Source organism: Microbacterium arborescens, from assembly GCF_049707515.1.
Taxonomy (GTDB): domain Bacteria; phylum Actinomycetota; class Actinomycetes; order Actinomycetales; family Microbacteriaceae; genus Microbacterium; species Microbacterium arborescens_B.
Window position 1 is genome coordinate 152,535 of sequence record NZ_JBNAFI010000001.1, and the last position, 24,000, is coordinate 176,534.

General features: G+C 70.3%; 18 protein-coding genes and 1 pseudogene. 8 read left to right on the forward strand and 11 right to left on the reverse strand.

All coding sequences use genetic code 11. The features are described 5' to 3' along the window. Positions 1-13: 13 nt before the first annotated feature. Positions 14-997 (reverse strand): aldo/keto reductase, encoded by a 984-nt coding sequence (locus ACPYN5_RS00665; protein WP_424447062.1) that lies wholly within the window; start codon positions 995-997, stop codon positions 14-16. Positions 998-1,280: 283 nt separating this feature from the next. Between ACPYN5_RS00665 and ACPYN5_RS00670 the strand changes: the two are divergent. Further along, positions 1,281-1,586 (forward strand): annotated as a pseudogene (locus tag ACPYN5_RS00670) (A1S_2505 family phage non-structural protein); the annotation flags it as partial. 15 nt (positions 1,587-1,601) lie between these two features. Here the strand turns inward: ACPYN5_RS00670 and ACPYN5_RS00675 are convergent. From ACPYN5_RS00675 to ACPYN5_RS00685, 3 genes are read right to left on the reverse strand one after another with little or no spacing between them, the layout of a single operon-like run. After that, positions 1,602-2,915 carry a four-carbon acid sugar kinase family protein gene (locus ACPYN5_RS00675; RefSeq protein WP_424447063.1) on the reverse strand — a complete coding sequence of 438 codons (1,314 nt, stop codon included), beginning with the start codon at positions 2,913-2,915 and terminating at the stop codon, positions 1,602-1,604. Continuing rightward, the gene (locus ACPYN5_RS00680; RefSeq protein WP_424447064.1) at positions 2,908-4,176 is read right to left on the reverse strand and encodes a RuBisCO large subunit C-terminal-like domain-containing protein; all 1,269 of its coding nucleotides are present in this window, start codon (positions 4,174-4,176) and stop codon (positions 2,908-2,910) included. The genes ACPYN5_RS00675 and ACPYN5_RS00680 overlap by 8 nt, the downstream gene beginning before the upstream one ends. Then, on the reverse strand, positions 4,173-6,164 hold the full coding sequence (locus tag ACPYN5_RS00685) for a glycoside hydrolase family 127 protein (protein ID WP_424447065.1): 1,992 nt from the start codon (positions 6,162-6,164) through the stop codon (positions 4,173-4,175). Before ACPYN5_RS00685 ends, ACPYN5_RS00680 begins: the two co-directional genes overlap by 4 nt. Positions 6,165-6,350: 186 nt before the next feature. On the opposite strand from ACPYN5_RS00685, the gene ACPYN5_RS00690 reads away from it, so the two are divergent. From ACPYN5_RS00690 to ACPYN5_RS00705, 4 genes are all read left to right on the forward strand, one after another. Next, positions 6,351-7,697, forward strand: a complete 1,347-nt coding sequence (locus ACPYN5_RS00690) for an ABC transporter substrate-binding protein (RefSeq protein ID WP_424447066.1) — start codon at positions 6,351-6,353, stop codon at positions 7,695-7,697. A gap of 67 nt (positions 7,698-7,764) precedes the next feature. Beyond that, positions 7,765-8,646, forward strand: coding sequence for a carbohydrate ABC transporter permease (locus ACPYN5_RS00695; RefSeq protein WP_424447067.1), 882 nt, complete (start codon positions 7,765-7,767; stop codon positions 8,644-8,646). Position 8,647: 1 nt separating this feature from the next. Further along, entirely contained in the window at positions 8,648-9,568 is a 921-nt protein-coding gene (locus ACPYN5_RS00700) for a carbohydrate ABC transporter permease (protein WP_424447068.1), read from the forward strand. A gap of 2 nt (positions 9,569-9,570) precedes the next feature. Beyond that, positions 9,571-10,215: an aspartate/glutamate racemase family protein gene (locus tag ACPYN5_RS00705; protein ID WP_424447069.1), complete on the forward strand. Its 645-nt coding sequence runs from the start codon at positions 9,571-9,573 to the stop codon at positions 10,213-10,215. A 113-nt stretch (positions 10,216-10,328) separates the two neighbouring features. Here ACPYN5_RS00705 and ACPYN5_RS00710 read toward each other — a convergent pair whose 3' ends face one another. After that, on the reverse strand, positions 10,329-11,297 hold the full coding sequence (locus ACPYN5_RS00710) for a sugar-binding transcriptional regulator (protein WP_424447070.1): 969 nt from the start codon (positions 11,295-11,297) through the stop codon (positions 10,329-10,331). Between the two features lie 202 nt (positions 11,298-11,499). Between ACPYN5_RS00710 and ACPYN5_RS00715 the strand changes: the two genes are divergently transcribed. Further along, positions 11,500-12,330, forward strand: a complete 831-nt coding sequence (locus ACPYN5_RS00715; protein ID WP_424447071.1) for an NAD-dependent epimerase/dehydratase family protein — start codon at positions 11,500-11,502, stop codon at positions 12,328-12,330. Then, a complete protein-coding gene (locus tag ACPYN5_RS00720) occupies positions 12,327-13,856 on the forward strand; it encodes an apiosidase-like domain-containing protein (protein WP_424447072.1) in 1,530 nt (509 codons plus the stop codon). The genes ACPYN5_RS00715 and ACPYN5_RS00720 overlap by 4 nt, the downstream gene beginning before the upstream one ends. Here ACPYN5_RS00720 and ACPYN5_RS00725 read toward each other — a convergent pair. The 4 genes from ACPYN5_RS00725 to ACPYN5_RS00740 form a co-directional block, all read right to left on the reverse strand. Next, positions 13,837-16,479: a family 78 glycoside hydrolase catalytic domain gene (locus tag ACPYN5_RS00725; protein ID WP_424447073.1), complete on the reverse strand. Its 2,643-nt coding sequence runs from the start codon at positions 16,477-16,479 to the stop codon at positions 13,837-13,839. The genes ACPYN5_RS00720 and ACPYN5_RS00725 overlap by 20 nt on opposite strands. A gap of 5 nt (positions 16,480-16,484) precedes the next feature. Continuing rightward, a complete protein-coding gene (locus ACPYN5_RS00730) occupies positions 16,485-16,976 on the reverse strand; it encodes a carbohydrate ABC transporter permease (RefSeq protein ID WP_424447074.1) in 492 nt (163 codons plus the stop codon). A 428-nt stretch (positions 16,977-17,404) separates the two neighbouring features. Next, positions 17,405-18,286, reverse strand: a complete 882-nt coding sequence (locus tag ACPYN5_RS00735) for a carbohydrate ABC transporter permease (RefSeq protein ID WP_424447075.1) — start codon at positions 18,284-18,286, stop codon at positions 17,405-17,407. 76 nt (positions 18,287-18,362) lie between these two features. After that, the gene (locus ACPYN5_RS00740; RefSeq protein WP_424447076.1) at positions 18,363-19,667 is read right to left on the reverse strand and encodes an ABC transporter substrate-binding protein; all 1,305 of its coding nucleotides are present in this window, start codon (positions 19,665-19,667) and stop codon (positions 18,363-18,365) included. A 220-nt stretch (positions 19,668-19,887) separates the two neighbouring features. On the opposite strand from ACPYN5_RS00740, the gene ACPYN5_RS00745 reads away from it, so the two are divergent. Further along, complete coding sequence (locus ACPYN5_RS00745) at positions 19,888-20,892, forward strand: LacI family DNA-binding transcriptional regulator (protein ID WP_424447077.1); 1,005 nt, start codon at positions 19,888-19,890, stop codon at positions 20,890-20,892. A 10-nt stretch (positions 20,893-20,902) separates the two neighbouring features. Here the strand turns inward: ACPYN5_RS00745 and ACPYN5_RS00750 are convergent, their stop codons facing one another. Together ACPYN5_RS00750 and ACPYN5_RS00755 are read right to left on the reverse strand one after the other, a co-directional pair. Beyond that, positions 20,903-22,168 (reverse strand): MGH1-like glycoside hydrolase domain-containing protein, encoded by a 1,266-nt coding sequence (locus ACPYN5_RS00750; RefSeq protein ID WP_424447078.1) that lies wholly within the window; start codon positions 22,166-22,168, stop codon positions 20,903-20,905. Beyond that, entirely contained in the window at positions 22,168-24,000 is a 1,833-nt protein-coding gene (locus ACPYN5_RS00755; RefSeq protein ID WP_424447079.1) for a D-apionate lactonase family protein, read from the reverse strand. Before ACPYN5_RS00755 ends, ACPYN5_RS00750 begins: the two co-directional genes overlap by 1 nt.

The following is a 24,000-nucleotide window of genomic DNA, read 5'->3' on the forward strand; positions in this document are numbered from 1 at the left end:
CGCGCCGCCGGGCCTACCAGGCGTACGCTTCGGGCGCCTGCCCGCCGGGGCCGGGGAACATCTCGTCGAGCGCCGCCAGGTCGTCGGAGCTCAGGGAGATGTCGAGTGCCGAGACCGCGGACTCGAGCTGCTCCACCGTGCGCGGACCGACGATGGGTCCCGTCACGCCGGGCTGGTGCAGAAGCCAGGCGAGACCGAGCGCGGAGGGAGTCCACCCGCGCTCCTGCGCGAAGGACTCGTACGCGTCGAGCTGGGCTCCCCGCTTCTCTCGCTGCGATCTGATGCCCTCGGACGCCGAACGTGCTTTGGCATCCTTCGATCCGCCGCTCAGGAGGCCGCCCGCGAGAGGCGACCAGGGCAGGATGCCGAGGCCGTAGTGCTGCGCGGCGGGGATGACCTCGAGCTCGATCGAACGCTGCGTCAGGTTGTACAGCGACTGCTCGCTGACGAGACCGAGGAAGTGCCGCTGCGCCGCGATCTCGTTCGCCTGCGCGATGTTCCACGCCGCGAAGTTCGAGCTGCCGGTGTAGACCACCTCACCGCGTGCGACGAGCACCTCCATCGACTGCCAGAGCTCCTGCCAGGAGATGTGCCGGTCGATGTGGTGGAACTGGTAGAGGTCGATCCGGTCCGTCTGCAGCCGTCGCAGGGAGGCGATGGCCTCGCGCCGCACCTGCCACGCCGATGCCCCGCGCGCGTTGACGACGTCGCCGCCGTCGCGGTCTCGCATGGGCGAGTGCACTTTGGTCGCCAGGACGAGGTCGTCCCTCACGCCGGGCCGCGCCGTCAGCCATCGGCCGATGATCTCCTCCGTCGCCCCGCGTCCGCTCGCACCGCCGTAGGCGTTGGCGGTGTCGAAGAAGTTGATGCCGAGCTCCAGCGCTCGGTCCATGATGGCGAACGCGTCCTCCTCGGAGGTGCGGTCGCCGAAGTTCATCGTGCCGAGAACGATCCGGGAGACGGAGGTGCCGGTTCGTCCGAGCTGCTCATAATCCATGCGCGCCATCGTCACACGGGGCAGGCGTGACGGCGACGGGATTGCGCGAACAGCCGAAAGTCCGCAGGGAGCGCCCGGAGGCCCTGTCGGTGAGCGGACCCGGGCGCTACGGTAGGTCGACCGAACGACCGACGAAAGAACGACCGACGAGGGGAGCGGCATGAGCACCGCGAAGATGATCACCGAGCTCGCCGCCCACGAGGTGTTCGTCTTCGGATCCAACGCGGCAGGCGCACACGGTGCGGGGGCCGCGCGCACGGCGTACGAGTAGTTCGGGGCGGTCTGGGGCGAGGGGCACGGTCACCACGGGCAGAGCTACGCCATCGACACGATGAGCGGCGCCGATGAGCTCGCCGCCGGTGTCTCCCGCTTCTGCGAGTACGCGGCGTCGCATCCGGACCTGACCTTCCTCGTCACCGAGATCGGCTGCGGCATCGCGGGCTACCTGCCCGATCAGGTGGCGCCGCTGTTCGTCGGCGCCCCCGGCAACGTCGAGCTGCCGGAATCGTTCGAGCGTGTCATCGGCGCGGGTGCGCGGGCGGGCGGGACGAACCGCGCGGAGCGTCGCCGCGAGACACCGGGACGGTGACCCGGCGCGGGCGCGTCAGCGGGCGAGGTCCCGGACACGCTCGAAGAGGTCGTCGTCGCCGACCTGGCCCCCCTTGAGCAGCAGCTCCAGGCCGTCGACCGCCGGGTCGTCGGCGTGTGCGCGCAGCAGCACGACGTTGCTCCACGGGTTCGCGGCGATCGACAGCGATCGCGCACCGAGCAGCACCGTCACGCGGCTCGACGTGTCGCCGCCGCACACGATCACCCGCCGCGTCGCCCCCGCTCGGGCCGCGCGGAGCACGACGGATGCCGCGGCTGCCGCGATCGTCTCGAGCAGCGCATCGCCGGCCCCCGTCCCCGCGTCGCCCGCTTCGAGGGCGTCGTCCGAGGTCAGCGCGACGCTCCGACCGGACGCCAGCGCGGTCAGCACGTCGTCGACGGTGTCGTCCGCGCCGAGCCCCAGTGGGCGCACCAGCCAGCCGGCGGCATCGGCCGCGTCGGCCTGCCGACGGGTGGCGGGCGATCTGCTGCCCGACACGACGAGCACCGGGCCGATCTCGGTCGACGCGGTCGGGATCGGCTCGGCATCGCGGCGACCCGTGGCGCTCAGCCCCCAGCTGAGGCCGCCCGAGCCGATGGCGAACACCGGACCGTCGACCGAGGCTGCGAGGTGGGCGATCGCGGTGCCGACGACTTCGAGGTGAGCGGCGTCGAGGGCGTCGAGAACGACCGCGGCCGCCGGGCTGCCGCGGAGGGCGGCCGCCAGGTCGGTGGGAGAGGTGTACGCCGGGAAGGCGAGCGACGCGATCGGCAGGTGGGTCTGGCGCCCGAGGTGCACCGCGAGATCGGACTCCGTCATGGGCGTCGCGGGGTGGGTCGACATCGTCGGCTGGCGATCCAGGCGGTAGACGACGCCGCGCTCGGCGGCGAAATGATGTCCGAAGGCCGTGTACCTCCCGAAGTCCGGCTGCGCGAACAGCAGCGGAACCGGAAGCGCCGTGCCGCCGGCATCCGCGACGACCGACCGGCCGACCTCGATCACGCGGCCGAGACTGCCGATCTCGGGCGAGGAATCCGCTGTCGAGCACGCCTTGTACTGCAGGACGGCGGGATGCAGCGACGCCAGCTGCGCGAGCGCCGGACGCAGCTCGGACTCGAGCTCGTCGGGCTGGAGCGAACGCGCGATCCCGGCGATGCCGACGACGTCGCCCGTGGCCGCGGCATCCGCCAGGTCGCCGGCGGAGGGGGTGCCGACGAACAGTCGGCCGCGCCAGCCGTTGCGGGCGAACTGCAGCAGGGCGTCGACGCTCCCGGTGAAGTCGTCGCCGTAGAACGCCGCGGCGATCGACGTCGCGCCGACCTCAGACACGAACCGGACCGAACCTCTCCGCCGCGCGTCGGAGCGCGGACGATGCTGCGTAGGCGGCGTCGACGCTCTCGCCCCGCTCGGCCGACGACCACGCCTCGCGCATGCTCGCGACCCCCGCGGCGGCTCCGTCGGGGTGCCCGTGGATGCCTCCTCCGGACAGTACCAGCAGGTCGGTCGTGCCCACCGCCGCGTAGGTAGCGTGGGCAAGGCCGGCCCACTGGCCCGACGAGAGCACCGGCACCGTGGGGGTGAGGCCCAGAAGGGGTGTGCGGACGGCTTCGATCGAATCGAGCACCTGGGCGTCGGACTCGTAGAACTTGTTGCTGATGCCGTTGGTGTGCAGGTGATCGGCTCCCGACAGACGCGCCAGCTGCTGCCAGGCGCGGAAGGCGATGCCCACCTGCTCGCTCCGGGAGACGGCGCCGAGCATCGCGCGGTGTCCGTGGATCGGCACCTCGGCGTGGCCGCGCAGGAACTCCAGCCCCGCCAGGCCGACCATGTTGATGCAGGCCATGACGCACGTTCCGCCGTGGCGGACGACGAGATCGTGGTTGGCTTCGAGGCGCCCGATGTCGTCGGTGATGTTGAACGCGTACATGGGCTTGCGTCCCGTGCGGTCGGCGTAGCGCTCGAGCACCGGCATGACGGCCTTCACGCGCGCCTCCAGCGGCGTGTAGGGGTTGTTGCCCTGCAGCTCGTCGTCTTTGATGAAGTCGATGCCCGCCTCGGCGAGCTCGCCCACCACCTCGGCGAGGTCTTCGGCGGCGAGGCCGATGCTCGGCTTGATGATGGTGCCGATCATCGCCCCCGACGGACGTCCGGCGAGCGCCCGGGTGCCCGCGACACCGAACTGCGGCCCGGCATAGCGCACCGCGAACGCGGGCGGCAGTTCGAGGTCGACCAGGCGGATCGCCGCCAGTTCCTTCAGCTCGAACAGGTTGCCCGCGACGGCGGCGAGCAGATTGGGCAGCGAAGGGCCGAAGTTGTCGAGCGGGAACCGCAGACGCAGGCGCGCTCGCCGGCGCTCGGCGGGGTCGCCCACCGTTCCCGGCAGCGGCGATGCGCCGGTCACGGGCACCTCTTCGATGCTCTCGACCTGGGCGGCGAAACGGGCACGCAGGTCGTCGGACTCGCGCTCGACCCGCACGAACGTGCCCGTGGACTGTTCGCCTGCAAGCACTTCGGCCGCGTGCGCGAGGGGGAGCGAGGTCTCGATGATGTACGTCGCGATGACGGATGCCGTGGTCATGGTGGCGATCACCAGACCAACGGCAGCCACACGGACATCTCGCCGGGGCCGCGATTGCCCCAGGCGAAATACGGCACGAGGCGTGCGGTGAGCGGGCGGAGCGGTTCCTGCTCGAGGTCGTCGTACAGGCCCGTGCTCGCGGTCAGCGGCAGGATCACGGCCTCGGTCTCGAGCGCGGTGACGCGCGTGCCGTCGATCTCGATCTCGACCGGTGCGAACGTGCCGCCGCGGCGGAGCGCGACCTGCTCGAGCAGCACGCCGGCCGGCAGGTCGGCGCTCTCGAGCGCATAGACCACCGGGCCGCGCTGCACCGCGACCTGATTCGTCAGCTCTTCGGCGAGGCGGTGCCCGCGGAGCACGCGAACGGGCATCGGCAGGGTCAGCTCGATCACATCGCCCACCGCCCACGTCCGTTCGATGCGCGTGTACGTGCCCCGGCCCGAGACCGCGACGGATTCGCCGTTGACGGTGGCTGCGGCATCCGCACACCAGCCGGGGATGCGCAAGTGCAGCGGCAGTGCGCCCGTCGCGCTCGTCACGGTGAAGGTCACCGTCTCGCGCCACGGGTAGTCGCTGTCCTCGCGCAGGGCGAGGCGCGAGCCGTCGCCTGCGGTGACGTCGATGTCGCTTCCGCCGTAGAGGTGGACGAACAGGCCCGCTGTCGACACCGAGGCCGCCCGCTGGTGGAAGCTCGCCAGCGTGCGCGCGATGTTCGGCGGGCAGCAGAAGCACGACAGATAGCGCTCGCGCAGCCGTTCATCCGACGGCGGGGGCGGGGGCACGACCGATTGGCCCGTATCGCCGGGACGGCGCAGGTCGAAGGGCAGGCCCCGCACCTGCCGCAGGGCGTTGGTGTAGAAGTACTCCGACCCGGCGAGACTGACGCTTCCCAGCAGGCTGTTGTAGGCGATCTGCTCGATGACGTCGGAGTACTTGGCGTCGGCGGTCAGGGCGAGCATCCGCTCGCTCCAGAAGATCATGCCGATGTTCGCGCACGACTCCGCGTGGGCTGTCGTATGCGGCAGCTGGTAGGCGCGGCCGTAGGCCTGGTGCACCCGGCTGATCTCGCCCTGCCAGGGGTCGCCGTCGGGCGAGGCCCCGTCGTAGAGGGCGCCGCAGCCACCGGTGATGTAGAGCTTCGTGTCGACCACATCGTGCCAGAGGCGCTCGAGCACGCCGGCCAGCTCGTCGTCGTGCGTCTCGGCGACCAGGTCGGCCAGGCCGGCGTACAGGTAGTTGGCGCGCACCGCGTGACCGGCCGCGACGGTCTGCTCGCGCACCGGGATGCGGTCCTGGTTGTCGTCGCCGCCCTCGTCGAAGTCGTCGCGGACCCGCACGAAGGCCTCCGCCAGGCGGAGGTAGCGCTCGTCGTCCGTCGCGCGGTAGAGGTCGATGACGGCCATGTAGTGCGAGGGGCAGATGGCGCTGCGGGCGAGCTCGAGCGGCTTCTGCGTCGCGAGGGTCTCGAGGAAGGACGCCGCCTTCTTGGCCGCGTCGAGCAGCGTCTCGCTGCCGGTCACCTGCCAGTGCCGCACCCCCGCGGTGATGAGGTGGCCGAGGTTGTACGTCTCGAAGTTGAAGCGGTCGGCCAGGGCGATGACGTCCTCGTCGTTGCGCTCCGAGATGAACGTGGGCGTGTGGAGGTAGCCGTCCTCGCGCTGCACCGAGGCGATCAGCTCGGCGATGTGCTGCAGGCGCTCGGCCAGCTCGTCGTCGGGGTCGGTCTCCAAGCGGTCGGTGGCCGCCTCGAACCACTTGTAGAAGTCGCCGTCCATGAAGGGCGGGCCGACGTGGGAGCCCGCTTCGAGCCCGGCCGCGAGCCGGAAGTTGCGGAGCCCCGGGCTGACGTCGGGGTCGCTGAGAGAATCCCAGATGCGGGGAACGGTGACGTCGCGAGTGCGGGCGTGCACGTTCCCCCAGAAGCCGCGCACCCAGCGGGCCTGCTCGGCATCGAGCGGCCGCAACGGGGCGTGCGCGCGAAGCGCGGGGGTGACGGACATGGATGTTTCCTTCCGGAGTGCGGTCCAGTCTCGTGCCGGCGTGAAGCGACGGCAAGCGAGCCTGCTTCCCCGATTGAGCCACAAAGTGAATAGAATTTCAACCCCGACTGTTGACACACGTCGGGTTCGTCCCTACTGTCATCGATGTACCCGCACCTTTGCATGGTCGTCGTCAAGGAGGACGCTATGAACATCCGCAGCCAGCGGCGCAGCATGATCGTGACCGGTCTCGCGCTCGCCTCGATCGCTTCGCTCGCCGCCTGTGCCGCCGGCGGCACCGCGCCCGGCTCGTCCGGCGGCGATGAGGCCTCCGGGAGCTTCCCCGGCACCGACCCGGAGAACTTCACGGTCCTCACGGCCAACGAGAACCCGACCCTCGAGGCGCAGCTCGACGCGCTGGCGGCCGACCAGTGCAAGGCCGAGAACGAGGCTCTGCCCCTGGTCCACGAGAAGACGGCGCAGGCCGACACCGTGCAAAAGGTGACCCTCCTGGCGAGCCAGGACGCCCTGCCGGCGCACTTCATCGCGGGTACCGCGATGGTGCGGCCCGACGGCGACCTCGGGGTGGCCGACCTCGTGCTCGACTACGAGGAGTTCCTCACCGAGGCCGGCGCCTGGGACAACATCCTCCCCGCCGCATCCTCCACCGTGAACAACGTCTACGGTCAGATGGTCTCGCTGCCCTACCAGTACAACCTCGAGGGCATCTGGTACAACAAGGCGATCTTCGAGGAGCTCGGTCTCGACGAGCCGCAGACCTTCGACGAACTCGTCGAAGCGGGCGAGGAACTCGCCGGCGCCGGCTACCAGCCGTTCGCGCAGGCCGGTTCGCAGGGCTGGCCGCTCACCCGCCTCATGGGCATGTACATCTTCCGCAACGTCGGGCCCGAGGCCATGGCCGACATCCGCGACGGCAAGGCGAAGCTCACCGACGACGAGTACGTCGCCGGCGCTGCCGCACTGCAGGATATGGCCGAGGCCGGGTTCTTCGGCGACGGCTTCAGCTCGGTGGAGCCGGATGCCGCCACCGCCGCTTTCCTCACCGGCAAGGCCGCCATGAAGTACGACGGAACGTGGCTGCTGAGCAACATCAACGACGAGGAGCAGAACCAGATCGGGGCCGAGAACGTGGGCTTCATGCCGTTCCCCGCCGTCGAAGGCGGCGAGGGCACGATCGACCAGTGGCCGGCGAACGCCGGTACGGCGATGGCTGCCAACCCGAAGCTGGCTGGCCCCAAGGTCGCCGACTGGTTCTCGTGCATCGCCGAGAACTACGGCCAGCAGGCGTTGCAGGACGCCGGCGTGCTGTCGGGCTTCAAGGTCAACGGCGAGGTCACCGACGTTCCCGAGACCACGGCCTTCGTGCAGGACAAGATCTCGGAGATCACCGAGACCGTGCTGTGGTTCGAGGCGCTGCTGGATGCGAAGTCGAACTCCCTCGCCTCCACCAACGTCACACTTCTCACGACCGGTCAGATGACGCCCGAGCAGTACATGGCCGACCTGCAGGCCAGCGTCGAAGCCAACGGCTGACGGTTCCCGGCCCGGCATCCGTCCGCGGATGCCGGGCCTCCCCCTTGATTTCGGAAGGACGGCGCCGATGAACCGCGTCTTCGGGGATCGCAAGACGATCCTCATCCTCCTCATCCCGCCTCTGGCCATCTACGTCCTGCTCAAGGTCGTGCCGGTGCTGTGGTCGCTCGGGCTCTCGTTCTTCCAGGGCAACACGCTGCGCGGGTTCGAGTTCGTCGGGTTCGAGAACTTCACGACCTTCGCCACCGACGGGGCCGCGCTGCAGTCGCTATGGGTGACGATCGGATTCGCCGTCATCGCGACGGTGTGCCAGGTGACCTTCGGCTACCTGCTCGCGCTCCTGTACGTCTTCGTGCTCCGCAAGGGGTCGGCGTTCGTGCGCACCGCCGTGTTCTTCCCGATGGTCCTTCCCACCGTGGCCGTGGCGCTGCTGTTCCGCAGCTTCGTCGCCGTGGGCGACAACCAGGGGCCCGTCAACGACATCATCAACTTCTTCGGCGGCAGCAGCGTGGAGTTCATGGCGTCCACCGCCGGCACGATGGCCACCGCGATCGTCATGACGCTGTGGAGCTCGATGGGCTTCTACGCCGTGCTGCTCTACACCGGGCTCCTCGACATCCCCGACGAGATCATCGAGTCGTCCCGGCTCGACGGCGCGGGCGGCCTCCGCCTGGTGCGCCACATCATCGTGCCGCTGTCGGCCCCGATCCTCCTCTCGTCGATCATCTTCAGCCTGAACTCCACGCTGAAGGTCTTCGACAGCCTGCTCGCCCTCAACGGCGGTGGACCGGGGACCTCGACCTCGCCCCTGACCCTGTACATGTACCGCACCGCGTTCGAGTACGCGGAGTACGGCTACGGCAGCACGATCGCCCTCGTGCTGACCCTGCTGTGCCTCGTGTTCACGCTGACCGTGTTCCGCTCATCGAGCAAGCGCGTGGAGGACTGAGATGACCGCCACCCAGACCCTCACCCAGGCGAGCCCCCGGTCGCGCAAGGTCGCCGCCGCACCCGGCGCCACTCCCGGAACGGCGCGGCGCTTCCGCCGGTCACTGCGCCGCATCCCGGTGTGGCTGGTCGTCACGGTGCTCCTGATCGTCGTGATGTATCCGCAGCTGTGGATGATCCTCGGCTCGTTCAAGACGCAGACCGAGTTCTTCGAGAACCCGACCTGGGCCCTCCCCGAGACGTGGACGCTCGACAACTACGTCTCGGCGCTCACCCGCGGCAACGTCGGCCTCAACTACCGCAACAGCCTGCTCGTGACCATCCCGTCGGTCGCGCTGATCATCCTGCTGGGCGTCGCCGCGGGCTACGTGCTCGAGGTCATGATCTGGAAGGGCCGCCGGACGGTCCTGCTGTTCATCCTCGCCGGCATCATGGTGCCCGGGCAGATGATCCTCGTGCCGCTGTTCACCGTCTACTTCCGGGCGGGGCTCACGAACTCCCTCTGGCCGCTCATCCTGACCTACACGGCGATGGGCATACCGCTGACGACCTTCCTCATGGCGGCGTACTTCCGGTCGGTGCCGCGGGAGATCTTCGAGGCGGCCACGATGGACGGATCGAGCCCCCTGCGGTCGTTCTTCGTCATCGCGCTGCCGCTCATGAAGAACTCGATGCTCACGATCGGTCTGGTGCAGTTCTTCAGCGTCTTCAACGACCTGCTGATCGCGCTGACCTTCACCACGAAACCCGACCTCGCTACGATCCAGGTGGGTCTGCTGAGCCTGTCGGACGAGTACGGGTCGACGCAGTACGGACCGCTGTTCGCCGCGATCAGCGTCAACATCATCGTGCTGCTGATCGTGTTCGTGTTCTTGAACAAGAAGATCATGGCCGGCCTCGCAGCCGGGTCGCTGAAGGGATGACCATGACGCGCATCGCGTTCCTGCACACCGGCGCCGTCAACATCGCCCCGTTCGGAGAGCTCGCCGCCGAGCTGCTCCCGGAGGCGGTCGTGGTGAACTACCTCGACGACAAGATCGTCGCCGACCTCCGCGACGAGCAGCGGGCGGCCTCGGTGCCCGGACGCGTCGAGGCCCTGGTGGCCGCGGCGGCGGCCGGGGGAGCCGACGCCGTGATGTTCACTTGCTCGTCGATCTCCGAGCTGGCGGCCCCCGCCGCCGCCGCCGCGGGAGTCCCGGTGCTGCGGGTCGACGAGGCGATGGCGGATGCCGCCGTGCGTGCCGGCCGCCGCGTGCGCGTGCTGGCGACGCTGTCGACGACGAGCCGGCCCACGATCGGCCTGCTCCGCGAGCGCGCTGCGCTGGCGGACCTGCACCCCGAGATCACCGACGAGGTCATCGACGGGGCCTTTGCGGCGGTGGCATCCGGTGACCGCGCCACGCACGACCGTCTCGTCGGCGCCGCGATCGAGCGGGCCGCCGCCGAGGCCGACGTCGTCGTGCTGGCGCAGGCGTCGATGGCCGGCGCCGCCGACGCCGTCTCGGTCGACGTGCCGGTGCTCACCAGCCCGCGCCTGGGCGTCGAGCGCCTGGCGGCCCATCTGTCCTGACACCCACTCGCGGCGCGCGACCCGACCCGAATGGCTCTTCTTCCGCGCCTCGTAGCGACCGTATGCGTCGGGTCGACGCGGCGACCGGGGGCGACCGGGGGCGACCGGGGACGTCAGTCCGCGAGGTTCTCGGCGGTGCGCAGGTCGGTGATCAGCGTCGTCACCCAGCCGCCCGTGACGGCGCCGCGGATCGCGTCGAGCTTGCGCGGGCCGCCGGCGATGCCGACCCGTCGCGGGATGCGGTGGAGGTCATCGACGGGGATCGCGATGATGCGGTCGTCGATGTCGCCGCGCACGAGGCTGCCGTCGGCGCGGAAGATGCGGTGGCAGATGTCTCCCACCGCTCCTGCGGCCAGCAGCGGCGAGCGCTCCTCGTCGGTGAAGGCGTTGCCGCTGGTGGTGAGCACGTCGGAGGGCTCGACGCTGCCGATGCCCATGATCGCCATCGTCAGCTCGCTCCACCGGCGCGTGACGTCCTGCATCGACGCGCCCGCGAGCAGGCTGTCGCGGATGTCGGGACCGGCGACGAGACCCGGCGCCGGAACGTAGACGGGCTCCGCGCCGAGCATGCGCGCCAACTCGCCCAGGATGCGGTTGGAGTGGCTCTGCGCCTCGGCCGCGCCCATGCCGCCCAGCAGCTGCACCACCTCGGTGGCTCCGCGGGTGGGCAGCGGCCGCATCCGGTCGACCATCGCGAGGATGGTCTGGCTCCACGATGAGACGCCGATGCGGTCGGTGCCCGAGAGGGTCGCCTCGAGGTACGCGGCGGCGCCGGCCCCGATCGAGGCCAGGGTCTCGGCTTCGTCGGCGTCGGGGTCCACGTCCACGACGACGACGTCCGTGAGCCCGTAGGTGGTCTCGAGGCGTTCCTCGAGCTCGGTGTACACGCCGGGGGCCACCGTCACGATGGTGCGCACGATGCCGACCGCCTCCGCGCGCTTGAGCAGCCGAGAGACTTTGGCCTGCGAGATGTTCAGCGCCTGGGCGATGTCGGCCTGTCGTGCACCGCGCTCGTGGTACATCCGCGCGATCTTCGTCATCAAGCGCACCTGCCCGTCGTGCGGACGGGTGTAGCGGCTCATCGACACGCGTGCTCCGTTCAAGTCGTCACCCGGGGGAGGGTGTGGCCGAGAACATCAAGGATGCCACCTGTGCTCCGCGGTGATGCCGCTTGAGCGACCGGTACTGCGTCGACCATCGGCATCCGCCCCTCGTTGTGAACAATCTTCACTATAGAATGATTATGCATCGGTGCGCGGCGCCGACTTACACGAGGATGTGGCGATGATGATCGGCGTGACAGGCAGTGGGGGAAAACTCGGGCGTGCGACAGTCGAGCGGCTCCGTTCCGACGGGCACGACGTCGTGGGCTTCGACACCGTCGGCACGCCAGGACCCGGCTTCACGCGCGTCGACCTGTCGGACTACGGGCAGACGCTCGACGCGATGCTCGGTGTCACGGCCCGGCACGCCGGGCTCGACGCGCTCGTGCATCTTGCGGCGATCCCCGTCAACGGACTCGTTCCCGACGCCGCGACCTTCCACACCAACGTCGCCGTGACCTTCAACGTGCTCTTCGCGGCCCACCGCGCCGGCATCCGACGCGTCGTGTTCGCCTCGAGCATCACGGCCATGGGGTTCCCGTTCGACGAGGCGCCGCCGGCTCTTCCCGTCGACGAGACCTACAGCTCGGCCAACAACACCTACGGCCTCGGCAAGATCGTCGAGGAGGCCATGGCCGCGCAGATGACGCGCTGGGGCGCGGATGCCTCGATCACCGCGCTGCGCTTCACCAACGTCGTCGCTCCCGACGAATACGCGACGTTCGAACGGGCGGGGGAGCCGGACTACCGCCGTGACCTGATCGGATCGTGGATCGATGCGCGCGACGGAGCCGCCGCCATCGCCCTCGCGCTGTCCGGCGCACAACCGGGCTTCGCCGTCTACAACGTCGCCGCGCCCACCTCGGGGATCCGCGACCCTTCACGGGATGCGGCGGCACGCTGGTTCCCCGGCACGCCGGTGGCAGCGGATCTCGGCGAGTTCGAGTCGCTCATGTCGACGCGCAAGATCCAACGCGAGCTCGGCTTCCGCGCCGAGCACGACTGGCGGTGACCGGCGTGCGGGCGGCCGCCGAGGCGGGCGCTGCCGCGGCCTACACGCCGGTCGAGCTCGCGTTCACCGGACCGGCCGAGCCGATCCCGGCCTCCCGGGTCCCGTTCGTCCTCGACGTCCGTCTCGGCGGCCGTCGGCTGCGGGTGCCGGGCTTCTGGGACGGCGGCGACCGCTACCTGGCCCGATTCCTGCCGGACGCGGCCGGGGAGTGGTCGTGGTCGACGCGGAGCGATGCGGCCGAGCTCGACGGGCATGCCGGAAGCGTCACCGTCGCCGCGGCGGTCGGGCACGGTCCGGTTCGCGTGGCCGAGCGGTTCCACTTCGCCCACGCCGACGGCACGGCCTACCGTCCGGTGGGGGCGACCGTCTACAACTGGCTGCATCAGCCCGACGAACTCGTCGCCGCAACGATCGAGGCGATCGCGGACGCGGGATTCACCAAGCTGCGCTTCCTGGTCTTCCCCCAGGCCGGGGACTACGTCGAGCACGAGCCCGAGCTGCTGCCTTTCGAACGCACGGCATCGGGCTGGGACGTCGACCGGCCCGTTGTGGCGTTCTTCCGGCGCCTCGACGCCGCCGTCCGGGTGCTCGGCGAGCGCGGCATCCAGGCGGACGTGCTCATCCTCAACGCATACGACGGCGGGCACTTCGGTCTCGATGAGCTGACCGAGGAGCAGGATGCCGGTTACCTCCGCTACCTCGTGGCGCGGCTGTCGGCATTCCCGAACGTGTGGTGGTCGTTGTGCAACGAGTTCGACATCCTCGACCGGCCGCGCGGACGCTGGGACCGCCTCGGAGCGCTGCTGGCCGAGATCGACCCGCACGATCACCTGCGCTCGATCCACAACTGGATCGAGCTGTTCGACCACAACCGCCCGTGGATCACGCACGCTTCCATCCAGAACGGCCATGTCACGACGGACTTCGGGCGCGCGGGACTGTACCGCGACGTCTACGACAAGCCGGTCGTGCTCGACGAGATCAACTACGAAGGCGACATCCCCGAGCGCTGGGGTCATCTCGACGCGCACGAGCTCGTGCATCAGTTCTGGGTCGCGACGGTGTCGGGGTGCTACGCCTCGCACGGCGAGAGCTTCGCACGGCCCGGCGGCAGCCTGCACATCGTCGAGGGCGGCGCGCTGACCGGGCGATCGCCGCTACGACTGGCCTTCCTCCGGCAGGTGCTCGACGATCTCGTCATCCCGGGCATCGACCCGATCGACAAGTGGGACGACCCCGAGTACGTCGGCGGGGTCGCGCGTCGCCAGTACCTGCGCTATCTCGGCCGGTCCGCTCCGGAGAGCTGGCGCTTCCGGCTGCCGCAGGCGACGAACGTCGGAGAGCGCCTGCAGCCCGGCGACGCCTTCACCGTCGATGTCATCGACACCTGGAACATGACGGTCACCGCGATCGAGCGGCCCTTCGTGCTCGACGACGTGCGGCGCAACGAGGCCTTCGCGCCCGATCGCCTCGCCCTGCCCGCCGGCGAGGCGATCGCGCTGCGGATCACGCGGACGACGCGCTGAGGATCTCGGCCGAGGCCGCCCCGGTGCCCGCGTCAGCGGGCCAGGGAACGGCGCGGGCGTGCACGCCGTGTCCGAGCTCCTCGGCGGGTGCGCCGGGCAGTTCGAGCACCGCCGTGGTGCCCACCGGCACCGTGACCTCGGCTCGGAGCGTCGCGTCGTCGATCCGCCACGAGATGGCGGCCTCGCCGTAGGGAGTGCGGTGCCGGGCTCCGGCGTGGGACAGCCCGCCACCGGGCTGCGGGGCGAACCTGATGCGGCGGTACCCGGGCTCGGCTGCGGCGAGTCCCGCCACGACGCGGTGCATCCAGTCCGCCACCGCGCCGAGGGCGTAATGGTTGAACGAGGTCATCGTGCCGGGGTTGACCGTGCCGTCGGGCAGCATCGAGTCCCAGCGTTCCCAGACGGTGGTCGCCCCCATCCCCACCTGGTAGAGCCAGGAGGGGCACTCGCGCTCGAGCAGCAGCGCATAGGCCGCGTCGGCCTCGCCCTCGGAACTGAGGGCATCGGTGACGTAGGGGGTGCCCACGAACCCGGTTGCGATGCGGTTCCCCGACTCCTCGACCAGGCGTGCCAGCCGGCGGGCGGCGGGCCGGCGCAGCTCGGCCGGGAGCAGGTCGAAGCGCAGGGCGACGGCGTACGCGGTCTGCGCGTCGGAGGTCATCGTCCCGTCCGCCCGCACGTATCGAGCGATGAACGCCTCGCGGATCTCGTCGGCGAGGCGGCCGTAGCTCGCGGCGGCGCGGCTGTCGTCGAGCACGTCCGCCATGCGCGCGACCAGCCGCGTCGACAGGGCGAAATAGGCCGTCGCGACCAGGTACTTGTCGGTCAGGCCGGCCGCCGGGTCCTGGGGCGGCGCGGCGGGGTCGAGCCAGTCGCCGAGCTGATAGCCGGTGTCCCACAGCCGAGACGGTCCGGCGATGTCGGCGATGAGGTCGACCCACGCGCGCGCGCTCTCGAACTGGGCGCGCAGAACCCCCACGTCGCCGAACCGCTCGTACAGCGTCCACGGCACGACCGTCGCCGCGTCGCCCCAGGCGGCGCCCGGACGCATGGGCGTCCACATCGTGTCGGCCGGGATGACCGGGACGTACCAGGGTACGGTGCCGTCGGGAAGCTGCTCGGCCGCGAGGTCGCGCAGCCATCCCGCCAGCATCCCCGAGCTGTCGAAGAGGAACGAGGCTGTCGGCGCGAACATCTGGATGTCGCCGGTCCACCCCAGACGCTCGTCGCGCTGCGGGCAGTCGGTGGGGATGTCGACGAAGTTGCCGCGCATTCCCCACACGACGTTCTCGTGCAGGCGGTCGAGATCGGGCTCGGACGAGTCGAACCATCCGGTGCGCTCGAGATCGGTGTGGATGACGCGGGCGGTGAGCGCGCCCGCGGCGACGTCGGCGTCGAGGTCGCCGGGCCAGCCCTCGACCTCGACGTAGCGGAAGCCATGGAAGGTGAAGCGCGGTTCCCATTCCTCGGGCTGGTTGCGTCCGGCGAAGGTGTACGAGTCGGTGGATGCCGCATCGCGCAACGGGCGGCGGTAGAGCTCGCCGTCTTGCAGCACCTCGGCGGTGCGGAGCGTGACGGTGTGACCGGCCGCCCCGCGGGAGCGCAGGCGCACGATGCCCGTCAGGTTCTGCCCGAAATCGAGCAGGCGGCGCCCCGACGGCGAGGTCACGACGGCGACGGGGGCGACCTCCTCGGTGACCCGCACCGGTGGCGCCGTCGGCGCGACCAGCGTCGCCGGGTCGCGCCGGCGCAGCTGCACCCGCCCCCACCCGGCGTCGTCGAAACCGGGGGAGGACCATCCCGGCTGCTCCTCCCGCGCGTCGTAGCACTCGCCGTCGTAGATGCCGGATGCGATGATCGGGCTCGGCGCGGTCCGCCACGACGTGTCGCTGCGGACGGTCTGGCGAGAGCCGTCGGCGTAGGTCAGCTCCAGCTGGCCGATGAACGACTGATCGTCGCCGTAGACGTTGCGGAACCCGCCGCGCCAGCCCAGCCGGCCCCGGTACCAGCCGTCGCCGAGCCAGGCGCCGATCGCGTTCGGGCCGTCGACGACGAGCTCGGTCACGTCGTAGGTGTAGTAGCGCAGGCGGCGGTCGTAGACGGTCCACCCCGGGGAGAGCACGTCGGAGCCGACGCGGCGACCGTTGAGCTCGGCCTGGTAGACGCCGTGGGCGCTGGCGTACAGGCGGGCACGGACGAGGCCCGGCCGCACCGTGAACTCGGACCGGACGAGAGAGGGGCGCCGCGTGTCGCTCAGGGGGTTCTCGTTGCGGATCGCCCCGATCGGGCCCGCGCTCCAGTCCGACGGCGACAGCAGGCCCGCCTCGAGCTCGAGGGCGTCGCTCCACGCCGAGCGCTCGCCGTCGTCGCCGACGACCCGAACCCGGACGCGCGCCCGTTCGCGCGAGCGCAGCGGGGCGGCCGGCCACGGCACGAGAACCTGGTCGCCGGATGCCACGACGAGGGTCTCGGCGTCACCGTCGCGGTCGACCTCGACCTCGTAGGACTGCTGCCGCCACCCCTCCGGGGCGTCGGTCACGATCCACGACAGCCGGGGCTCGGGCTCGCCGATGCCGAGCGCATCGCGGTGGTGTTCTGCGCGTACGTCGCGGACTGCGGTCATGGCGATCATCCCTTCACCGCACCGGCGGCGAGGCCCCTCATGATTCGTTGGTTCAGGAACAGGTAGAGCACGAGGATGCCGCCGACGGTGATGCAGATCGCCGCGAACAGCGGGCCGTAGTTGGTGGATCCGTACTCGCCCGAGAAGTTGAGCAGGCCGACCTGGATGGTGTTCAGCCGGCGCTGTCCGGCGAAGATCAGCGCGAAGAGGAGGTCGTTCCAGATCTGGAAGAACTGCACGATCGCGACGGTGAGGATGGCGTTGCGCATCATCGGCATCCCGATCCAGAAGAAGGCGCGCACCATCGAGGCGCCGTCGATCGTGGAGGCCTCGAAGATCTCGCGCGGGATGGCGCGGAAGTACGTGGCCATCATGAACACCGTCAGGGGCAGGCCCGACGCGGTGTAGATGAGGATCAGCGGCAGCAGCGATCCGGTCGCGCCGATGTTGAACGCGGCCGTGAACAGCGGCAGCACGATCATCTGTCCCGGGATCATGATCCCGGGACAGGAACAGCAGGAGGATCGTCGCCCGCCCGCGGAACACCAGCACCTCGAGGGCGTAGCCCGCCGCCGTGCCGAGGACGACCAGCAGCAGCAGCGAGGGGAAGGTCACGATCGCGGAGTTGACGATCGTGGTCGACAGGTTCGCCGTCTCCCACCCCGTGACGTAGTTGTCCCAGCGCCAGGCCTCGGGAAGGGCGTAGGAGGGGTTGTTGAGGAAGTCGCTGTTGGACTTCAGCGAATTGATGAACATCCAGAACAGCGGATACGCGGTGATGAGGATCAGGAAGGCGATCGTCAGCAGCGCCGGGATGCGGCGCACGGCGCGGGCGGCGGCAGAGCCTGCTCCACCCGGACGCTGCCGGGGCGCGCGGGGGGAGGGGACGGCGACGGTGTCGAGCGTGGCGGTCATGTCGACTCCCTCAGACGGTGATGTCGCGACGCGACGAACGGAAGATGAACAGGGTGATCACCAGGCACATGACCGTCAGCAGCAGGGCGATGGTCGAGCCATAGCCGTAGTCGCTGTACTGGAACGCGGTGCGGTACATGTACAGCGTCAGCGGCGTCGTCGAGCTCCCGGGGCCGCCGCCGGTGAGGGCGAACACCGAATCGAAGACCTTGATCGTGCCGTTGATCGAGAAGATGAACGACGCGAAGAGGATCGGAAGCGACATCGGCAGCACGATGTGTCGGAACAGGCTCACGCCTCGTGCGCCGTCGAGGCGGGCCGACTCCACGATCTCGTCGGGGATGTCCAGCAGCCCCGAGAAGATGAGGATGCCGTAGAAGCCGATGGACCGCCAGACGTCCATGACGACGATGACGATGAACGCCGTCGTGCCCGACCCGAGCCAGTCCACCGAGTCCAGGCCGACGTTCACGAGCAGCTCGTTGACGAAGCCGTCGCTCGGGGCGGACTGGAAGATCTTCTGGTACAGCAGCGAGACCGCCACGGTGGGCAGCACCACGGGGAAGAAGACGAGCGTGCGCACGAGGACGGAGGACTTCCGCAGCACGAAGTTGTAGAGCAGGGCCAGGCCGTAGCCCAGCACCACCTGGAGCAGCGTGACGAGCACGGCGTAGCGGACGGTGGACCAGAACGCATCCCAGACGGCGCTGTCGGAGATCAGGCGCTCGAAGTTCGCGACGCCCGCGAACTCGAAGCCCATCAGCGGGCTTCCGGAGAAGAAGGTCAGCCCGAGCGACCACACGACGGGGGCCAGCATGATGACGGTGTAGACGAGGAGTGCGGGCGTCAGCAGGAGGATGATCGCCTTGCGATCGCCGAGGACGGACTTCATCGCTGGCCTTTCGGAGACGGGGAGAGGGGCGAGGGCGGGGTGCCCCGGCGCGATCGTCACGCCGGGGCACCGCGTCTCACGGGTTGTCGATGGCGTCCTGGACGAGTCCCATGAACTCCTCCGGCGTGAGCTGTCCCGTTACGAGCAGGGCGGCGTTGGTCGAGGAGATCTGGCTCGCCTTCGCGGGGAAGAGCGCCTCGAACCACAGCACGCTGTCGGTGCTGGTGGCGATGGTGTCGGCGACCTTCTGCGAGATCTCGGGCAGATCGGCCTCCTCGTCGGCGACGAAACCGGTGATCTGTCCCTGCTGCAGCGCGGCATCGCCGTAGTTCTCGGCGATGCAGCCGAGCCATCCGGCCACGTCCTCCGAGTAGGCGTCGGCGCTGAAGGTCGCCGGCAGCCCGACGTTCGAGGGGTACTGGTCGATGGAGCCGGCTCCTCCCTCGACGGCGGGGAAGGGGAAGAAGCTCATGTTCTCGGCGCCCACCTCGTTGCCCTCGCCGTTGATGTTGCCGAGGATCCAGCTGCCCATGTAGATCATGGGAGCCTGCCCGGTGAGGAAGAGGTTGTACGAGCCGTCGATGTCGAGCGAGGTGACGTTGTCGCCGAAGTAGCCCTCAGCGCCCAGGTCGGCGATGGCCGCGGCCGCTTCGACGTACTCGGGATCGGTGAGCTTGGCCTCGCCGTCGGCGACCTTCTGCAGCGCGTCGGGGCCGACGGTGCGGAAGAGGTAGGTGGAGACGAGTCGGGTCAGCGGCCAGCCCTGCTCACCCGATGCCGAGAACGGCGTGAGCCCCGCGGCCTTCGCCTCGCCGGCGATCGTCACGAGCTCGTCCCAGGTCTGCGGGACCTCCCAGCCGTTGTCCTCGAAGATCTGCGTGTTGTACCAGATGCCCTCGATGTTGTACTGGAAGGGCAGGAAGTTGAACCCGCCGCCGTACAGCTTCTCGATCGTCGAGACGGCTCCGGGGGCGATCTTGTCGCGCATGCCCAGATCGGTGAGCGCCTCGTCGAAGTCGACGAGCGCGCCGGCCTCGGCCAGTCGCGCACCCTCGGCGGGGTTGCCGCCGGCCGAGAACATCGGAGGAAGGCCGCCCTGGCTGGCCAGCAGCTGGATCTGCGCGTCGAGCTCCGCTTGGGGCACGGAGCTGACCTCCAGCGGCAGCGTCTCGTTCTGCTCGGCGCATGCGCCGTCGATGAGCGCGTCGAGCACGGGCTCGGTGGTGGTGTTCTCGGAGTTCTTCAGGAACTCGAACGTCGACGGCTCGCTGCCGCCGCCTCCACCTCCGGAGCAGCCGGCGAGCATGAGCGCCCCGGCGCTCATCAGACCGAAAGTGGCGATCAGCGGCTTGCGGAGCCGACGCGATGATGCTGTGGACACGATTCCTCCTTGAACGGTGCGCGCCTCACAGCCGAATCAGCGTTGAGACGTTTCAAAACAGGATGCTAGGGCGACGCCCGGGTGCTGTCAATAGAGCAGTGCCCGCAGCGCGACACTCGCCCCGGCCCGTTATTGAAACGTCACAATAAGGATGACGAACCGCCACTGCTGCGTTACTGTCGGGAAGCAGCGGCGAACCCGGGAGGTCAGCGTGTCGAGAGTGGGCATCCGCGATGTCGCGGCTCTGGCCGGCGTCGCCGTGGGCACCGTCTCGCACTACCTGAACCACCCCGACCGGGTCTCCGACGAGAAGGCGCTGCGCATCCGGGCGGCCATCGAGACGCTCGGCTTCGTCCCGTCCAGCGCGGGCCGCCAGCTGCGCCTGGGCGTCAGCGCCGTCGTCGGCTACATCGCACCCGACGTGAGCAACCCCTATTTCGCCGAGATCGCCGAGAGCGTCGAGCGCCGGGCGTCGGAACTGGGCCTGAGCATCTTCCTGGCGAACTCGCATCGCAGCAAGGAGCGCGAGGACGCGTATCTGAAGGTCTTCGAGGAGCATCGCGTGCGCGGGCTCATCGTCTCGTCGCACCATCCCATCGAGGAGCGTCTGGAGGCGGTGCGGCTGCGCGGCACCCCGTCGGTCCTCGTGGGTCAGCGCGCGCACTCCGCGCAGCAGGCCTCGGTCTCGGTCGACGACGAAGAGGGCGGCCGCCTCGTCGCCGCGCATCTGCTCGAACAGGGATGCCGGCGCCTGGCGTTCGTCGGCGGCCCGCTCGACATCCCCCAGGTGGCGGCGCGCCTCGCCGGGGCGGGTGAGGCCGTGCGTACGGCCGGCGCGGCCACGCTCGAGATCCTCCCGCAGCCCGACCGGACCATCGCGGGAGGGCGGGAGATCGGCGCGATCATCGCGTCGCGTCCGCCCGACCTGCGCCCGCAGGGCGTCTTCGCCGCGAACGACCTCCTCGCCCTCGGCATCCTGCGCGAGCTCGACCACGCCGGCATCCGCGTGCCGCACGAGATCGCGCTCGTCGGGTACGACGACAACGTCTACGCCCAGGCGTCGCTCATCCCGCTCACGACCGTTCGCACCCGCCACGTCGGGTTCGGGGTCGCGGTGGTCGATCTGCTCTCGGACGTGCTGTCGGGGCGGGCGATCGACGAGCCGCACCGGGTGTTCCGGCCCGAGCTGGTCGTGCGGGAGAGCAGCGTCTCGTCCGCGAGCTGACCGCAGCCGCTCAGAACTCCCACACCGTCGGACGCCCCTCGAGGAAGGCGATCATGGTGAGCACGAGGAAGTTCCAGTTCTGGAAGCCGTGCGTGATGATCGGCTCGCCGTTGTCGGGGTGGTAGTACTCGTGCAGCGAGCCGTTTGCCTCGAGATCGGCGCCGAAGAGCGCGACGGTCTTCTCGGCGAGGTCGCGCGCGTCGTCGATGAAGCCGTACTTCACGAGCCCGCGGAACACGAGGTAATTGCTGATGCCCCAGACGGGCCCGAGCCAGTTCGAGGGGTTGTTCGAGGCCCGCAGGTCGAAGCCCTTCTCGAGTCGGGAGAGGGTGCGGACGCCGTAGTTGGCGTTGAAGGTGCGGGCGTCTCGGTACCGCTCGACCATGCGTTCAGCCTGGGTCTGGGTCGCGATCCCGGCCCACAGGGGAAGGAAGCTCGACCAGTTGTCGACGCGCAGCAGCAGCCCCGGCCAGTGCCGTGGCGCGCCGCGGTGCAGCCAGTCGTCCGCGTCGATCTCGCGCAGGCCGATGTCGACGCTGTAGAAGGTGCCGTCGCGCTCGTCCCATGCGGCGGCATGCAGGGCATCGGCGAGGTCCTGCGCCCGCCTGCGCCACCGGTTCGCCGCGACGAGGTCGCCGAGTTCCTCCTGCAGGAACCCGGCCGCGAGCAGCTCCCGGTACAGCAGGCTGTTGAGGAAGATCGCGGCGGTGCTCCGGTCGGGCCGGTAGTAGACCGAGGGGTCGTTGTCGACGCCGACGGCGAAATCGGTCTGCCAGTAGGCCAGCCCGGTCGGGGAGTGCAGGTGGCTCGTGAGGTAGCGCTCGAGGAACGCCTCGAGCACGGGCAGGTGCGGCCGCATCCATTCGGCGCTGCCCGCCCGTCGCGACAGCAGCGCGGCGTGCTGGGCGAGCACGGGCTTGTGCATGTTCTGCCGGAAGCCGCCGGCCCGCCCCGGATCGCCGTGCTGCAGCGATCCCGCCGGGCTGAGCTGGATGGGCATGACCCCGTCGCGGTCGGTGTGGTCGAGGAAGTTCAGGACGCTGCCCCGCTCGTACGCGGCGAACAGGCCCGGCCGGTCGGTGTCGCGCTCGACCTGCCCGAGGGCGATGCTGATGGTCCACGAGTCCCAGTCCCACAGGGCGCGGGAGTAGTAGGGCGAATCCGGGTCGCTGGGCACCGTGTAGGGGTGCGCGAGGATGCCTTCCGGCTCGCGCGTCATGCGCTCGGAGCGGTCGCGGACGAACTCGCTCAGCTCGCGTCGCCAGCGCTCCTGCATCAGGGCTCCCGTTCGAGGTCGAGGCGGCGCCAGTCACCCGCGGGGATGTCCATCGCGGCGGGACGACCGGCGACGATGACCTCGACCCGGCGGGGGCGGCGGTCGAGGTTCGCCGCGATCACCGTGGTGCCCGAGGGGGATTCGGCGGCCAGCGCCCAGACCAGGCCGTCGGCGCTGCCGCCGCTTGCCGCTTCCCGACCCGAGAGCCCCGCCAGTGCGCGGATCGCCGCAGCGGCCGGGAGGGCGTCGCCTGCCGAGGTGAGGATGCCGCGCGGTCCCCATCGCTCGTAGTAGGTGGCGCTCGCGACGCCGGGTACGGCGAGGGCCGCGGCGCTCGCGATCGTCCAGGCGGCCAGTTCACCCGTCGCCTGTCGAGGGTCGTCGGCGTCGGTCAGGTGGGTGCCGTGACCGCCCGACAGGTCGGATGCCGCGGGCCGGGGCGGCGCGGTGGTGGCGACGTCGTTGAAATGCGGACGCAGCGTGATCGGCCCGATGTGCACCGGCGCGCCGCCGGCGATGTCGACCGCCTGCGCGGCCACGAGGCGCTGCATCGGGAGCGACTCGACCAGCTGCTCGGTGTCGCGGCTGTGGAAGAGCGGAGTCAGGCCGAAGACGATGCCCGCGAGATCGCCCGGCAACCGGTGCTGTTCGCGGTTGAGCTCGGTGAAGTGGGCGCGCGACCCGCCCACCACCGGAGCGTCGAGCCCGACGGCGTCGAGCGCCCGGCGCAGGAGCTCGACGGCCGCCGTGTCCGAGATGTGCCGGGCCGCGCCCGCCGGCTGGAACGCCGTGACCCGCGCGACCCGGTGCGTGCGGAGGGCGTCGGCGGCCTGCGCGAGCGCGGCCTCGGCCGCGGCGTCGTCCTGGGCCGAGGCCCCCGCCTCGACTGGCAGGACCAGGCGCGCGTCGAGGGGTGGACCCTCGGATGCCGCTCGCGCGAGCGCGGCGGGCCATCCCGGCCACGCCAGGTCGAGCTCGACGAGAGTGGTGGCGACCGGCGCCGGGTCATCCGCCGCAGCGGCCCGGGGTGCCGGATCCGGCGCGGTCGACGCGCCCAACCCGATCGCGGGGAACGGGCCGCAGGGCTCGAGTCGGATCGACGCCACGGTGCTCGCCGGCCCCGTACTCGTGATCCCGGTGCCCGGGACTGCGGCGGGCGCGGACTCGTCGGCGGGTGAGGACACGTCGGCGGTGATCGTGAGCGCCTGCACGACGCGCTCGCCCGCGTGCAGACCGTAGGGGAACGGCAGGGCCAGCGGCCGGCTGTAGACCTTGAACGACGCATCGGTCCAGTTGCGCTGGTCCTCCATCTCGAAGACGTCGCCGTCGAACGCGAGGGCGATCGCGAGTCCGGCGTCGTGCCATCGCAGCGTCGCGATGTCCTCCACGGGTTGATGCGGGCTGATGGCGACCGGAAGCGCCGTCTCGGACGTGCTGCCGTTCGCATGCCCGACGGCGAGGCGGGCCCCCGCCGCCGCGGGCGGGATGAGCGCGACCAGACCCGTGCGATTCGTCTCGATCGGCGACGCCGCCTCGAGGTCGCACAGCACGCGCAGGCTGCCGCCGCGCGCCTCGGCGCGCACGATGCCTCGCAGCGGCATCCGCTCCTCCGCCGTCCGCACGTGCAGCACCACGCTCGTCTCGGCCGCGGTCACCCGATCGACGACGAGGTCGATCGTGTTCCAGTCGCGATCCCGCACGACGGCCCGGATGCTGCGCAGCACGGGCCGTCCGCGGAAGCGGATGTCGGCGAGCTCGTCGCCGCGCAGCTCGAACTCCCAGGCTCCGATCCGCCGCCGGTCCGCGTCCTCGCGCTCCCACATCTTCGGCAT